Genomic DNA, 14,722 nt, shown 5'->3' on the forward strand with positions numbered 1-14,722 from the left:
GCACCGAGGAAATCGGATCGGGAAACGGTCTGATAGAGTCGGAAACGCAAGACCGAAGGGAAGCGCCCGGAGGAAAGCCCGAGAGGGTGAGTACAAAGGAAGCGTCCGTTCCTTGAGAACTCAACAGCGTGCCAAAAATCAACGCCAGATATGTTGATACCCCGTCTCCGGCCGATCGGCTGGGGCGAGGTTCCTTTGAAAAAGTCCTGCCGGGCACTGCCTGGTAGGCGCACAGCGAGGACGCTGTGAACCGGGGGGATTATTCCTCTTCCTGGTTCCGCTCTCGTGGTGTCGTCCCGATTACGGGAAAACATTCACGGAGAGTTTGATCCTGGCTCAGGACGAACGCTGGCGGCGTGCTTAACACATGCAAGTCGAACGATGAAGCCCTTCGGGGTGGATTAGTGGCGAACGGGTGAGTAACACGTGGGCAATCTGCCCTTCACTCTGGGACAAGCCCTGGAAACGGGGTCTAATACCGGATAATACCTGCCTGGGCATCTGGGTGGGTTAAAAGCTCCGGCGGTGAAGGATGAGCCCGCGGCCTATCAGCTTGTTGGTGAGGTAGTGGCTCACCAAGGCGACGACGGGTAGCCGGCCTGAGAGGGCGACCGGCCACACTGGGACTGAGACACGGCCCAGACTCCTACGGGAGGCAGCAGTGGGGAATATTGCACAATGGGCGAAAGCCTGATGCAGCGACGCCGCGTGAGGGATGACGGCCTTCGGGTTGTAAACCTCTTTCAGCAGGGAAGAAGCGAGAGTGACGGTACCTGCAGAAGAAGCGCCGGCTAACTACGTGCCAGCAGCCGCGGTAATACGTAGGGCGCAAGCGTTGTCCGGAATTATTGGGCGTAAAGAGCTCGTAGGCGGCTTGTCACGTCGGGTGTGAAAGCCCGGGGCTTAACCCCGGGTCTGCATTCGATACGGGCTAGCTAGAGTGTGGTAGGGGAGATCGGAATTCCTGGTGTAGCGGTGAAATGCGCAGATATCAGGAGGAACACCGGTGGCGAAGGCGGATCTCTGGGCCATTACTGACGCTGAGGAGCGAAAGCGTGGGGAGCGAACAGGATTAGATACCCTGGTAGTCCACGCCGTAAACGGTGGGAACTAGGTGTTGGCGACATTCCACGTCGTCGGTGCCGCAGCTAACGCATTAAGTTCCCCGCCTGGGGAGTACGGCCGCAAGGCTAAAACTCAAAGGAATTGACGGGGGCCCGCACAAGCAGCGGAGCATGTGGCTTAATTCGACGCAACGCGAAGAACCTTACCAAGGCTTGACATACACCGGAAACGGCCAGAGATGGTCGCCCCCTTGTGGTCGGTGTACAGGTGGTGCATGGCTGTCGTCAGCTCGTGTCGTGAGATGTTGGGTTAAGTCCCGCAACGAGCGCAACCCTTGTTCTGTGTTGCCAGCATGCCCTTCGGGGTGATGGGGACTCACAGGAGACTGCCGGGGTCAACTCGGAGGAAGGTGGGGACGACGTCAAGTCATCATGCCCCTTATGTCTTGGGCTGCACACGTGCTACAATGGCAGGTACAATGAGCTGCGAAGCCGTGAGGCGGAGCGAATCTCAAAAAGCCTGTCTCAGTTCGGATTGGGGTCTGCAACTCGACCCCATGAAGTCGGAGTTGCTAGTAATCGCAGATCAGCATTGCTGCGGTGAATACGTTCCCGGGCCTTGTACACACCGCCCGTCACGTCACGAAAGTCGGTAACACCCGAAGCCGGTGGCCCAACCCCTTGTGGGAGGGAGCTGTCGAAGGTGGGACTGGCGATTGGGACGAAGTCGTAACAAGGTAGCCGTACCGGAAGGTGCGGCTGGATCACCTCCTTTCTAAGGAGCATCTAGGCTGCCGGGCTTGCCCGGTGGTCCAGGGCCATTACGTCGGCAAATGTTCGACGGTGGTTGCTCATGGGTGGAACGTTGATTATTCGGCATTTTCGGTCATCTCAGGCTGTGAGTACTGCTCTTCGGGGCGTGGAAAGCTGATCATGGGTGGCGGGGATGCCGGGCACGCTGTTGGGTGTCTGAAGGTACGGCCGATTGTTGGCTGCCTTCAGTGCCGGCCCCAGTGCACTCGAACCGGAAGGTTCGGGGTGATGGGTGGTTGGTCGTTGTTTGAGAACTGCACAGTGGACGCGAGCATCTGTGGCCAAGTTTTTAAGGGCGCACGGTGGATGCCTTGGCACCAGGAACCGATGAAGGACGTGGGAGGCCACGATAGTCCCCGGGGAGTCGTCAACCAGGCTTTGATCCGGGGGTTTCCGAATGGGGAAACCCGGCAGTCGTCATGGGCTGTCACCCTTGCCTGAACACATAGGGCAAGTGGAGGGAACGCGGGGAAGTGAAACATCTCAGTACCCGCAGGAAGAGAAAACAACCGTGATTCCGGGAGTAGTGGCGAGCGAAACTGGATGAGGCCAAACCATATGCGTGTGAGACCCGGCAGGGGTTGCGTATGTGGGGTTGTGGGATTTCTCTTTCACGGTCTGCCGGCCGTGAGACGAGTCAGAAACCGTTGATGTAGGCGAAGGACATGCGAAAGGTCCGGCGTAGAGGGTAAGACCCCCGTAGTCGAAACGTCAACGGCTCGTTTGAGAAACACCCAAGTAGCACGGGGCCCGAGAAATCCCGTGTGAATCTGGCGGGACCACCCGCTAAGCCTAAATATTCCCTGGTGACCGATAGCGGATAGTACCGTGAGGGAATGGTGAAAAGTACCGCGGGAGCGGAGTGAAATAGTACCTGAAACCGTGTGCCTACAAGCCGTGGGAGCGTCGCGCATTGAGTTTACTCAGTGCGTCGTGACTGCGTGCCTTTTGAAGAATGAGCCTGCGAGTTTGCGGTGTGTTGCGAGGTTAACCCGTGTGGGGAAGCCGTAGCGAAAGCGAGTCCGAATAGGGCGATTTAGTAGCGCGCTCAAGACCCGAAGCGGAGTGATCTAGCCATGGGCAGGTTGAAGCGGCTGTAAGAGGTCGTGGAGGACCGAACCCACCAGGGTTGAAAACCTGGGGGATGACCTGTGGTTAGGGGTGAAAGGCCAATCAAACTCCGTGATAGCTGGTTCTCCCCGAAATGCATTTAGGTGCAGCGTCGTGTGTTTCTTGCCGGAGGTAGAGCACTGGATAGGCGATGGGCCCTACCGGGTTACTGACCTTAGCCAAACTCCGAATGCCGGTAAGTGAGAGCGCGGCAGTGAGACTGTGGGGGATAAGCTCCATGGTCGAGAGGGAAACAGCCCAGAGCATCGACTAAGGCCCCTAAGCGTACGCTAAGTGGGAAAGGATGTGGAGTCGCAGAGACAACCAGGAGGTTGGCTTAGAAGCAGCCACCCTTGAAAGAGTGCGTAATAGCTCACTGGTCTAGTGATTCCGCGCCGACAATGTAGCGGGGCTCAAGCGTACCGCCGAAGTCGTGTCATTGCAGCAATACTCCCAACGGAGGCTGTGATGGGTAGGGGAGCGTCGTGTGCCGGGTGAAGCCGCGCCGGAAGGCAGTGGTGGACGGTTCACGAGTGAGAATGCAGGCATGAGTAGCGATACACACGTGAGAAACGTGTGCGCCGATTGACTAAGGGTTCCTGGGTCAAGCTGATCTGCCCAGGGTAAGTCGGGACCTAAGGCGAGGCCGACAGGCGTAGTCGATGGATAACCGGTTGATATTCCGGTACCCGCTGTGAAGCGTCAAACATCGAACCAGGCGATGCTAAGTCCGTGAAGCCGCCCCGGAGCCTTCGGGCAAAGGGGAGTGGTGGAGCCGACGGACCAGACCTGTAGTAGGTGAGTGATGGGGTGACGCAGGAAGGTAGTCCATCCCGGGCGGTGGTTGTCCCGGGGTAAGGGTGTAGGCCGTGTGATAGGTAAATCCGTCACACATTAAGGCTGAGACCTGATGCCGAGCCGATTGTGGTGAAGTGGATGATCCTATGCTGTCGAGAAAAGCCTCTAGCGAGTTTCATGGCGGCCCGTACCCTAAACCGACTCAGGTGGTCAGGTAGAGAATACCGAGGCGTTCGGGTGAACTATGGTTAAGGAACTCGGCAAAATGCCCCCGTAACTTCGGGAGAAGGGGGCCATCACCGGTGATGAGTCTTGCACTCTGAGCTGGGGGTGGCCGCAGAGACCAGCGAGAAGCGACTGTTTACTAAAAACACAGGTCCGTGCGAAGCCGTAAGGCGATGTATACGGACTGACGCCTGCCCGGTGCTGGAACGTTAAGGGGACCGGTTAGTCACTCTTCGGGGTGGCGAAGCTGAGAACTTAAGCGCCAGTAAACGGCGGTGGTAACTATAACCATCCTAAGGTAGCGAAATTCCTTGTCGGGTAAGTTCCGACCTGCACGAATGGCGTAACGACTTCTCGACTGTCTCAACCATAGGCCCGGTGAAATTGCACTACGAGTAAAGATGCTCGTTTCGCGCAGCAGGACGGAAAGACCCCGGGACCTTTACTACAGTTTGATATTGGTGTTCGGTTCGGCTTGTGTAGGATAGGTGGGAGACTGTGAAGTGCGGGCGCCAGCCCGTGTGGAGTCGTCGTTGAAATACCACTCTGGTCGTGCTGGATGTCTAACCTGGGTCCGTGATCCGGATCAGGGACAGTGTCTGATGGGTAGTTTAACTGGGGCGGTTGCCTCCTAAAGAGTAACGGAGGCGCCCAAAGGTTCCCTCAGCCTGGTTGGTAATCAGGTGTTGAGTGTAAGTGCACAAGGGAGCTTGACTGTGAGACCGACGGGTCGAGCAGGGACGAAAGTCGGGACTAGTGATCCGGCGGTGGCTTGTGGAAGCGCCGTCGCTCAACGGATAAAAGGTACCCCGGGGATAACAGGCTGATCTTCCCCAAGAGTCCATATCGACGGGATGGTTTGGCACCTCGATGTCGGCTCGTCGCATCCTGGGGCTGGAGTCGGTCCCAAGGGTTGGGCTGTTCGCCCATTAAAGCGGTACGCGAGCTGGGTTTAGAACGTCGTGAGACAGTTCGGTCCCTATCCGCTGTGCGCGTAGGAATATTGAGAAGGGCTGTCCCTAGTACGAGAGGACCGGGACGGACGAACCTCTGGTGTGCCAGTTGTCCTGCCAAGGGCATGGCTGGTTGGCTACGTTCGGGAGGGATAACCGCTGAAAGCATCTAAGCGGGAAGCCTGCTTCGAGATGAGTATTCCCACCCCCTTGAGGGGTTAAGGCTCCCAGTAGACGACTGGGTTGATAGGCCGGATCTGGAAGGCGGGTAACCGCTGGAGGTGACCGGTACTAATAGGCCGAGGGCTTGTCCTCAGTTGCTCGCGTCCACTGTGTTGGTTCTGAAACCACGAACAACCCCGTTGTCGGGCCACGGCAATGGTGCGGTAGTTTGAAAAGTTTCATAGTGTTTCGGTGGTCATAGCGTGAGGGAAACGCCCGGTTACATTCCGAACCCGGAAGCTAAGCCTCACAGCGCCGATGGTACTGCAGGGGGGACCCTGTGGGAGAGTAGGACGCCGCCGAACAAATTTTATGGGGAACCCCCGTACCGGGATATCGGTACGGGGGTTTTCTGTGTTCACGGTCATTTTTTTGGGGCCTCTCGGTTCGAGAGGCCCCTTTTTTGTGCCGGTTTACAGTCGTCCCGCTGCCTTGAGGGCCAGATACGCATCCGCGAGGGGCACGCGGGGCTGTTGCTCGGCCCCGTGTGCCCCTCGTTCGGTTACTTCAGACGGGACGACGCGACGATCGAGACGATGTGCGCGGGGACCAGCAGCCAGACGATCGCCGTCACGGCCATGGTCGCGATCTTCGTCGCCGTCAGGTCACCGAGCGCCAGGTCGACGACGGCCGTCACGAGCAGCAGGATGGTGCACTCGATGCCGTTGACCAGGCGGTGGAGGCCGACGGCGGAAGCGAGGCGGCGGACCTGGGCGAGGCCGCTGGAGCGCGGGACGACGGACTGGTCGGTGGCCTTCTCCATGCCGCTGTCGGACCGGGCCACGTGGACCAGGTCGGAGGACGACTTCAGGAGCAGTACACCGATCGCCGCCGCCAGGCCGGCCACCAGGTAGAGGTTCAGGCCGAGTTCGGCGGCGCGGATGCCCATGCCGACCATGACGGCGGCATCGGCGAGGTAGGCGCCGAGGCGGTCCAGGTAGACGCCGAGCGGGCTGAACTGGCGCCGCCAGCGGGCCACTTCTCCATCCACGCAGTCCAGGAGCAGATACAACTGCATGAAGAGGACGGACAGTACGGCTCCGCCCAGGCCGGGGACGACGAGCGCGACCCCGGAGAGCACGCCCGCGAAGACCATGACCGTCGTGATCTGGTTCGGCGAGACGCGGGTGCCCAGCATCAGGCGGGTCACCCGCAGGGAGAGCGCGCGCATGTAGAGGCGGCCGGCCCAGTGCTCCGCCCTGCTCTCCAGTTTGCCCGCGGGGTGGATGACCTCGCGGAGTTCCTCTAGTTGGACCTTGGTCATGCGGCTTTCTCCCCTGGGATCAATGTGAGTACAGGGAAGAGCATGACGGGGTGCCGGACGGCGGGGATCGGCAGGGTGGAATTCAGATGAGCGACGTCGGGCGCGGAGACTACGGTGGGCTCCATGAACCAGGTAATTCGCTCTATAAGCGCCGACGAGTGGCCCGCGGTCAAGGAGTTGCGGCTTGCTGCCCTGAAGGACCCCGTGGCGCATCTCGCGTTCCTGGAGACGTACGAGCAGGCGGCGGCCCGGCCCGATTCTTTCTGGCAGGAGCGGGCGGCGGGGGCCGCGGAGGGGGACGGGGCGCGGCAGTTCGTCGCTGTCGGGCCGGACGGGGTGTGGGGCGGTTCCGTGGTCATGCTGATCGAGAAGGCCGGCGGGCGGGACTTCTTCGATGCGGTGATCGAGCAGGACCAGGGGCATCTGGTCGGTGTCTTCGTGCGGTCCGAGCACCGGGGGAGCGGTGTGACGGATGCGCTCGTCGACGCGGCTCTCGCCTGGGCCTGGGAGCGCGGGCTCCCGCGTGTACGGCTGTTCGTGCACGAGAAGAACGGGCGCGCCGAGGCCTTCTACCGCAAGGCGGGGTTCGTGCCGACCGGGGGTTCCGTGGTGTCCGAGGGGAACGCGGGGACCCGGGATCTGGAGTTCGTGATCGCCAGGGCGTAGGTGCCGTCAGGCCGTAGGTGCGGGCAGACCCTGGGTGTCGTCAGACCGGTAGTTCGTGCTGGGGCCAGCGGGCCCTGGCCTGTTCCTGGGAGCGGAGCAGGGCCAGGGTGGGCAGGCCCTGGTCGGCTCCGGTGGCGAGCAGCCCCGGGAGTTGGGGGAGCGGGGCCACCGCGGCGACGTCGTCGAGGACGAGAGTAAGTGGTGGGTCGAGGCGACCGGAGGATGACCGTTCGGCCATGCGCCGGCCGCGCTCGACCACGCTTGAGACGAGGGCCGTCAGGAGCGGCATCGCGCCGGGGTTCGCCTTGGGGTCCTCGATGGGTTCACCGACCACATAGAGCGTGCCCCCTTCGTTGACGAAGGAATCCAGCGTGAGGGCGTCACTTCGGTTGGGAGTGCAGGATTCGCGGACGTTGACCGTGAAGAGGGCGGACAGGGCGCGGGCCGTCAACTCCTGCGCTATGTCGCGGCGTTCCGGGTGCGAGGTGAGGGCGGCCTCGAGTTCGCCCGCCGCGCCGGAAGCGGCCTTGGGGTTCGTACGGAGGGCTCGTACGGCGTCCTGTACCTGGGCGCCCTGGGCCCAGCGGTGGACGTGGCGGAAGGCCTTGCCCTCCACGGCGGCGGCGTGCAGATAGCTGCGCAGGAGCGTTTCGGCGACGTCTGCCATGGCCTGGTCGACCTTGGCGGTGGGGCGTACGGGGCCGAGTAGGGCGGCGGCTCTTGATGCGGCCGTGGCCTTGTCCTCGCAGCCGGTGGCGGGGGACCAGTGGAGGCGGGCCGGGGTGTCGCAGAGGTGGGAGGGGTCGTAGAGGAGGACGGGGCCCAGTTTGGCTCTGGCGTCCTTGGTCTCCGCCCAGATGGCGGGGTTGGAGGTGACCACCAGGGCGGGGCCGTCCGCGTCTCGTACGGCCTGGGTCGCGGTGGGGTGGCGGGTTTCGGCGGGGCCGAGGATGAGCGCGGCTGCGGTGCGATTTCTTTCCCACGCACCCACCCGTTTACTGTCCGCTGCCAAGGTGGCCGACGCGGGCTGCTGTGGTTCCGCCTCTGCGGGTAGCAGCTCCGTCGGTTCCGGCGCTGGGCGCTGCACCGGAACCTCAAGCTGTGCCGGGGCCGGTTCAGGTACCGGAGCGGGGGTCGGTACCGGCGCCGGTGCCGGTCTCGCGTACGCCCCCGCCTTCCGTCTCGCCCGGACCGCCCGCCACCGTGCCCACGTCCCCATCACGAAGACGGCCATCACGACCAGCACCATCAGCTGGCCGATGAACAGGCCCCAGAAGAGCCCGTACCCCGAGAGTTGGTCCGGGGGCGAGTCCGGCCAGGCGCCCGCCACGTCGTGCGGGTGCCCGATCAGGTGCCGCAGGGCCAGCGGTGTGCGGGCGAAGGTGACCGCGTTCGGCCAGGCTCCGTGGGCGAACCAGCCGGCGAGGCCGGTGGCCGACCAGATCAGGAAGGTCATGCCGAGCAGGAAGGCGAGCACCCCGACCAGCAGGCCGTCCGGGATGCCGCCCTCGCTCTCCGCCCTGCGGCGGTCCCGCCCGTCCCGGCTCATCTCACGCCACCGTGGACTCGGACGAACCGTCGAGATCGGCGAGGTGCTGCTCCACGAAGGCCGCGGCGCGTTCCTCGGCCTCCCGTTCGGCGGCGCGCAGCGCGTCGTCGGCGAGGTGGTCGGCGGAGGACTCGGTCATGGCGCGGTCGGTGAAGACGAGGGGGCGTTCGGTTTCGGTGATGAGGTGTTTGACCACCTGGACGTTGCCGTTGACGTCCCAGACGGCGATACCGGGGGTCAGGGTCGGGATGATCTCGACGGCCCACCTGGGCAGGCCGATCACCCGGCCCGTCGCCCGTGCCTCGTCGGCCTTCTGGGCGTAGATCGTCCGGGTGGACGCCATTTTCAGGATCGCGGCCGCCTCCTTGGCCGCCGCGCCGTCCACCACGTCGGACAGGTGGTGGACCACCGCGACGAAGGACAGACCCAGGCGTCGGCCGAACTTCAGCAGGCGCTGGAAGAGCTGGGCCACGAAGGGGCTGTTGATGATGTGCCACGCCTCCTCCACCAGGAAGATGCGCTTCTTGCGGTCGGGGCGGATCCAGGTGTGTTCCAACCACACGCCGACGATCGCCATCAGGATCGGCATGGCGATGGAGTTGCGGTCGATGTGGGACAGGTCGAAGACGATGAGCGGGGCGTCGAGGTCGATGCCCACCGTCGTGGGGCCGTCGAACATGCCCCTGAGGTCACCGTCGACCAGGCGGTCGAGGACCAGGGCGACGTCCAGGCCCCACGCCCGTACGTCGTCTATGGCGACGTTCATCGCCTCGGCCGACTCCGGCTCGGGGTGCCGTAGCTGTTCGACGATGTCCATCAGTACGGGCTGGCGCTCGACGATCGTCTCGTTGACGTAGGCGTGCGCGACTTTGAGGGCGAAGCCGGACCGCTCGTCGAGGCCGTGGCCCATCGCGACCTCGATGATCGTGCGCAGCAGGGCCAGCTGGCCCGTCGTCGTGATCGCCGGGTCGAGCGGGTTGAGCCGGATCCCCATGTCCAGGGCCGCGGTCGGGTCCAGACGGATGGGGGTTATTCCCAGCTCTTCCGCGATGAGGTTCCACTCGCCGACGCCGTCCTCGCCCTGTGCGTCGAGCACGACGACCTGGCGGTCGCGGAAGCGCAGCTGCCGCAGGACGTACGTCTTCTCGAGCGCCGACTTGCCGTTGCCGGACTCGCCGAGCACCAGCCAGTGCGGCGCGGGGAGCTGCTGGCCGTACAGCTGGAAGGGGTCGTAGATGTAGCCCTTCCCGGAGTACACCTCGCGTCCGATGATGACGCCCGAGTCGCCGAGGCCGGGCGCTGCGGTCGGCAGGTAGACCGCCTGGGCCTGGCCCGTGGAGGTGCGCACGGGCAGGCGGGTCGTCTCGACCTTGCCGAAGAGGAAGCCCGTGAAGGCGTCTGTCGCGGCGGACAGCGGATCCCGCATCAGAACATCAGCTCCTACCTGCGGATTCCGGTGGCGAACGGCAGTGTGTTGACGAAGGCCCGGTGGTGCTCGCGGTCGCACCACTCCAGCTTCAGATACGACTTTCCGGCGGAGGCGCGGATGGTGCGCTTGTCGCGGGCGAGGGCCTCGGGGGAGCGGGAGCTGACCGTGATGTAGCCGACGAGGTTGACGCCTGCCGCGCCGCTCGCGAGGTCCTCGCCGCGCTGGTCCAGGCGGTTGTGGGAGGCGACGTCGCGGGGGTCGACCGTGCGGTTCATCTTGAGCTGGCGGCTGGCCTCGGCGTCGTCGTTCGTCTTCTCCGTCAGCATGCGCTCGATGGCGACCTCGGTGGGTTCGAGGTCCATCGTGACGGCGACGGTGCGGATGACGTCCGGGGTGTGGACCAGGAGCGGCGCCAGGAAGTTCACGCCGACCGGGGTCATCGGCCATTCCTTCACCCAGGCCGTGGCGTGGCACCAGGGGGCGCGGGTGGAGGACTCGCGGGTCTTCGCCTGGAGGTAGGTGGGCTCCATGGCGTCGAGCTCGGCGGGCCAGGCATTACGTTTCGTCATCGCCTGGATGTGGTCGATCGGGTGGTCGGGGTCGTACATGGAGTGCACGAGGGAGGCCAGCCGGCCCTGACCGAGCGGCTGGCGTACGCGGATGTCGGCTTCCTGGAGGCGCGAGCAGATGTCGGTCAGCTCGCGCGCCATGACGACGGCGAGCCCGGCGTCGCGGTCCAGCTTCCTGCCGCCCTGGGGACGGGCGGCGCGGGCCATGGCCTGGGCCTCGGCGGCGAGTTCACGGTTGTAGTGCATGCACGCGACGAGGTAGGCGCGGTGCTGCTCGCTGCTGGTGGAGACCATGGACTGGAGCTGGTCGTAGGACTGCTGCAGCCAGGGCGGCGCCTTCTCGTCCCCGCGTTGGGCGACGTCCTTGGCGTGGGCGTCCGGGTCGGCGGGGAGGGTGCGGGCGAGCATCTGGAGGCGGGTGACGAAGCCGTCGCCGTTCGCCACGTGCTTGAGCAGTGTGCCGAAGCGGTCGACGAGGGCTTCCTGGTCCTCGCTGTCGCGCAGGCCGACGCCCGGGCCCTCGATCTCGATGGCGGCGGTGACGGTGCGGCGGTCGGCGTGCAGGAGTACGGCGATCTCGTCGGGGCCGAAGGGGGCCGCGAGCCAGGAGATCCGGCCGATGCCGGGCGGCGGCCCGATCTCGACCTCTTTGCCGTCAAGGCGTGTGCCGGCCTCCTGGACGCTGCTGCGGTACGCGGTGCCGTGGCGCAGGTTGCGCTTGTAACTGCGGTTGATCTCGAACCACTTGTAGAACGTGCGGCGCTTGTACGGGACGTACACCGCGGCGATGGCCACCAGTGGGAAGCCCATCAGCAGCACGATCCGCAGGGAGAGGACGGGGACGAGCAAGCCGCACATCATGCCGAGGAACGCGCCCGCGATGATGAGCGCGATCTCGCCGGACTCGCGGTTCCGGCCGACGATCGCGTTCGGCCGGGCGCGGCCGATCAGATATGTACGGCGGGGCGTGACCGGATGGGACACGTGGGAATCGGTCGTCAACGCCCTTCACCTCCCGTGCGGTTGGTACTGCTGTTGCGGGTGTTGCCGGTACGCGGTGGGGGTGCGGCGGAGGGGACAGATCCGCCGCCTCCGTTCGGCGTACGGGTGCTGTGGGCGGACACGCCTCCGGAGACGGGGTTCGCGGGGCGCGGCTGGCTGTTGCCGCCACCCGCGCCGCCTCCGCCGTTGTTGTCGGCGCGGGCGCTGTGGGTCTTGATGCCCTGGGCGACCAGGGTGGCGGGGGAGCTGATCACGGCCGCGGCCTTGCTTTCGGCACCCTGCATGATGCGGTTGTTGCGGCCGTTGGCGATCTCGTCGCCGAAGCCGGGCACGAAGCGGTAGATCATCGCGCTGGCGAAGATGGCGAGCAGGATGATCGCGAGGCCGGAGACGACGGCGGAGAAGGAGTCCGGGCCGCCGTTGGTGGACAGCGCGCCGGCGAGGCCCAGCACGATCACAATGACCGGTTTGACCAGGATGACGGCGATCATGATGCCGGCCCAGCGGCGGACGTGGCCCCACAGGTTCTTGTCGACGAGCCCGGCGTAGACGACGGTGCCGAGCAGGGCGCCGACGTACAGCAGGGCGGCGCGGATGACGAGCTCCAGCCACAGGACGCCTGCCGCCAGGATCGACACCAGGGAGACGACGATCAGCATGATCGGGCCGCCGCCGATGTTCTGGCCCTTGGCTAGGGCGCCGGAGAAGGTGCCGAAGAAGGTGTCGGTCTGGTTGCCGGTGGTCTTGGCGAGGACGTCGGTGACGCCGTCGCTCGCGGAGACGACGGTGTAGAGGATCAGCGGGGTGAACGCCGACGCCAGGACCGTGAGCCAGAGGAAGCCGATCGCCTCGGAGATCGCGGTGCCGAGGGGGACGCCTCGCACCGCCCGCTTCGCCACGGCCAGCAGCCACAGGAGGAGGGTGAGGATGGTGGAGGCGGCGAAGACCACGGCGTACTGCTGGAGGAACTTCTGGTTCGTGAAGTCGACGTTCGCGGTGCCCTTGACCGCCGCGGAGAGCTTGTCGATGGTCCAGGACGCGGCCTCGGCACAGCCCTTGGCCAGCGAGGAGAGGGGGTCGAGGGTGGAGGTGGTACCGGGGTCGGTGGTACCGCCGGTGGTGCTGCCCTTTTCGCAGTACTTCTTGGCCTCGCCGACGATGAGCCTGCACGAGTCGGTCGAGGCGCTCGCGCTCGCACTGGGGCTCGAGTTCGGCGTCGGGCTCGGTGGGGCCGCGTAGGCATGGGACGCCAGCACGACGACCGCGGTCTGTACGGCTGTGACGGCGCCGGTGAGCTTGAGTACACGGCGTGGGCTACCGGGCATAAGTGAACCCTCCGTACTCCTCGATGACCTTGCTGATCTCGTCGGAGGTGGCGGCCTTGTCGTCACCGGGGACCGGGGCGGGGCCGTCCTTCTGCGAGTCGGTGACGATCTTCCAGTCCCCGCCGGACCACTGGAGCTCGAAGGTCCACGTCTTCCAGGTCGAGGTGACGGGGTCGGTCGAGTTCTGCGCGGACATTCCGATGAGGCCCAGGTACCAGACCGACACCTTGGCGGCGGTGGCGCTGTACTGCTCGACCTTGCTGCCGACGGGGATCGTGCGGGAGACGAAGGTGCTGCCCTGTGGCGCGTTGCCGGACGCGTCGAGTCCCAGCTTGTTGAGGAAGCTCGTCGAGTAGGCGTCGTCCAGCGGGCCCTGGAGACGGCCGGCCGCGTCGGAGGTGTAGAGGGTGTCGACCAGGCTGTGCCGACGGGCCTTCTGGAACATGCTCGTCGACCCCAGCGCCACCGCGTAGTTCGCCGCCGCGCTCTGCGCTCCCTGCTCGCTGTGCGCGAACCCCGTGGGGATGCCCCCGGTTTTCGTGTCCACCGGGCGTTGGCCCGAAGGGGCCGTGGGGGAGGTTTTGGAGGCGCCGTTGCTTGCGCCGCCGGTTCCGGAGGAGGAAGAGGAATCGTCTCCTCCACGGTTCGCGAAGGCGATGGCCGCGATGAGGAGCACGACGACGCCGACCACCGTCACCAGGCTCCGTGAGGAGGAGCGGCCGCGGCGGGCGCCGCCGTAGACGTCTCCGGGGCGGTCGGGGAGGCGGGTACGGGTCTGGCCCGTCCCCCCGTACCCCCCGTCGTCGCGGCGGGAGCCGTCCCCGTATCCGGGTTCGTCACCGGGACTCATGTCGCGTACGCCCCCTCAACCTCTTCCTGAACCGCGTAGTACGACGGTAGCCGTGCTGGTTCCCGCGCGGACGCGGTGTGGTGACTCGACATCAGGGAAACGCAACCTCAGCCGGTGGGCACGTCGGACGGGTGGGTCGGACAGGGAAAGGAGGAGATGAGGTGAGGAGCCGGGTGCCCGGCCGAAGCTAGACGGCCATGCCGTACACGATGGTGAAGAGCGTGCCGAGGGATCCGATGATGAAGACCCCGGTGAGGCCCGCGATGATCAGACCCTTGCCCTGTTCGGCGCTGAACGTGTCACGGAGCGCCGTTGCTCCGATACGTTGCTTCGCCGCTCCCCAGATCGCGATCCCGAGGCAGAGCAGGATGGCGACGGCCATCACGACCTGGATCATCGTCTTGGCCTCGTTGCCCAGGCTGCCGAAGGGACCCCAGTCCGGGGCGATTCCGCCGATGATTGTGGTGATGTCGCCCTTGTCGGCTGCGAAAAGCATGTAAGTCACCGCCCCTAGTGGGTAGTTCTGCACCCCCTGCCACTGTGCGCAGAGGTCGGGCCCATTCTCGCCGACAATGCCGCTGTCGTATGTCGACTTGGCGTCATTGATTGGCGGTTTTCGTACGAATCCCTTGTCACCGGCGTACGCGGGCCCCTTGTGGGAGGCGTGCGACGGTATGCGAAGAGTCGCATGGTCACTCTGTGTATCACGGCTGGTCACGCCGGGCAATGAAGTCGAACCGGAACCTGTGGTGTGGTTCCGTCGTTAACCCCTTCTACGGCGAGCGCGGGGTGGTCGCCCCACCGCTCGTCGCAGCATCCCTGCGTGCCCGCCGCGTTTCTGACGGTTCGTCGAGCCGATGTTCTCCGGGTCGTGCGTCTGCCC

Annotated in this window: 8 protein-coding genes and 3 rRNA genes; 4 read left to right on the top strand and 7 right to left on the bottom strand. The window is 64.8% G+C overall.

Going from position 1 to position 14,722, the window contains the following annotated elements:
- The first annotated feature begins 313 nt into the window (after positions 1-313).
- The 3 genes from OG568_RS27605 (at position 314) to rrf (ending at position 5,490) form a co-directional block, all read left to right on the top strand.
- Positions 314-1,839: ribosomal RNA gene (locus OG568_RS27605) — 16S ribosomal RNA — on the top strand.
- 317 nt (positions 1,840-2,156) lie between these two features.
- A 23S ribosomal RNA gene (locus OG568_RS27610) occupies positions 2,157-5,278 on the top strand.
- A 95-nt stretch (positions 5,279-5,373) separates the two neighbouring features.
- Positions 5,374-5,490, top strand: a 5S ribosomal RNA gene (gene rrf, locus OG568_RS27615).
- Together the 16S, 23S and 5S rRNA genes form the textbook arrangement of a ribosomal RNA operon.
- Positions 5,491-5,687: 197 nt before the next feature.
- Here rrf and OG568_RS27620 read toward each other — a convergent pair.
- Positions 5,688-6,449 (bottom strand): CDP-alcohol phosphatidyltransferase family protein, encoded by a 762-nt coding sequence (locus OG568_RS27620; protein ID WP_329533493.1) that lies wholly within the window; start codon positions 6,447-6,449, stop codon positions 5,688-5,690.
- Between the two features lie 123 nt (positions 6,450-6,572).
- Here OG568_RS27620 and OG568_RS27625 point away from each other — a divergent pair, with 123 nt between their 5' ends.
- Positions 6,573-7,115: a GNAT family N-acetyltransferase gene (locus OG568_RS27625; RefSeq protein WP_329533494.1), complete on the top strand. Its 543-nt coding sequence runs from the start codon at positions 6,573-6,575 to the stop codon at positions 7,113-7,115.
- A 40-nt stretch (positions 7,116-7,155) separates the two neighbouring features.
- Here the strand turns inward: OG568_RS27625 and OG568_RS27630 are convergent, their stop codons facing one another.
- From OG568_RS27630 to OG568_RS27655, 6 genes are all read right to left on the bottom strand, one after another.
- Positions 7,156-8,664 (bottom strand): type IV secretory system conjugative DNA transfer family protein, encoded by a 1,509-nt coding sequence (locus tag OG568_RS27630; protein ID WP_329533495.1) that lies wholly within the window; start codon positions 8,662-8,664, stop codon positions 7,156-7,158.
- A gap of 1 nt (position 8,665) precedes the next feature.
- Complete coding sequence (locus OG568_RS27635) at positions 8,666-10,090, bottom strand: ATP-binding protein (protein ID WP_266583584.1); 1,425 nt, start codon at positions 10,088-10,090, stop codon at positions 8,666-8,668.
- 14 nt (positions 10,091-10,104) lie between these two features.
- Positions 10,105-11,646 (bottom strand): SCO6880 family protein, encoded by a 1,542-nt coding sequence (locus OG568_RS27640; RefSeq protein ID WP_266591225.1) that lies wholly within the window; start codon positions 11,644-11,646, stop codon positions 10,105-10,107.
- A gap of 14 nt (positions 11,647-11,660) precedes the next feature.
- Entirely contained in the window at positions 11,661-12,989 is a 1,329-nt protein-coding gene (locus OG568_RS27645) for a hypothetical protein (RefSeq protein WP_329533496.1), read from the bottom strand.
- Complete coding sequence (locus OG568_RS27650; RefSeq protein WP_329533497.1) at positions 12,979-13,839, bottom strand: hypothetical protein; 861 nt, start codon at positions 13,837-13,839, stop codon at positions 12,979-12,981. The genes OG568_RS27645 and OG568_RS27650 overlap by 11 nt, the downstream gene beginning before the upstream one ends.
- Positions 13,840-14,026: 187 nt before the next feature.
- Positions 14,027-14,335 (bottom strand): hypothetical protein, encoded by a 309-nt coding sequence (locus OG568_RS27655; protein WP_054232206.1) that lies wholly within the window; start codon positions 14,333-14,335, stop codon positions 14,027-14,029.
- Between the last annotated feature and the right edge of the window lie 387 nt (positions 14,336-14,722).

It is taken from the genome of Streptomyces sp. NBC_01450 (assembly GCF_036227505.1).
Taxonomy (GTDB): domain Bacteria; phylum Actinomycetota; class Actinomycetes; order Streptomycetales; family Streptomycetaceae; genus Streptomyces.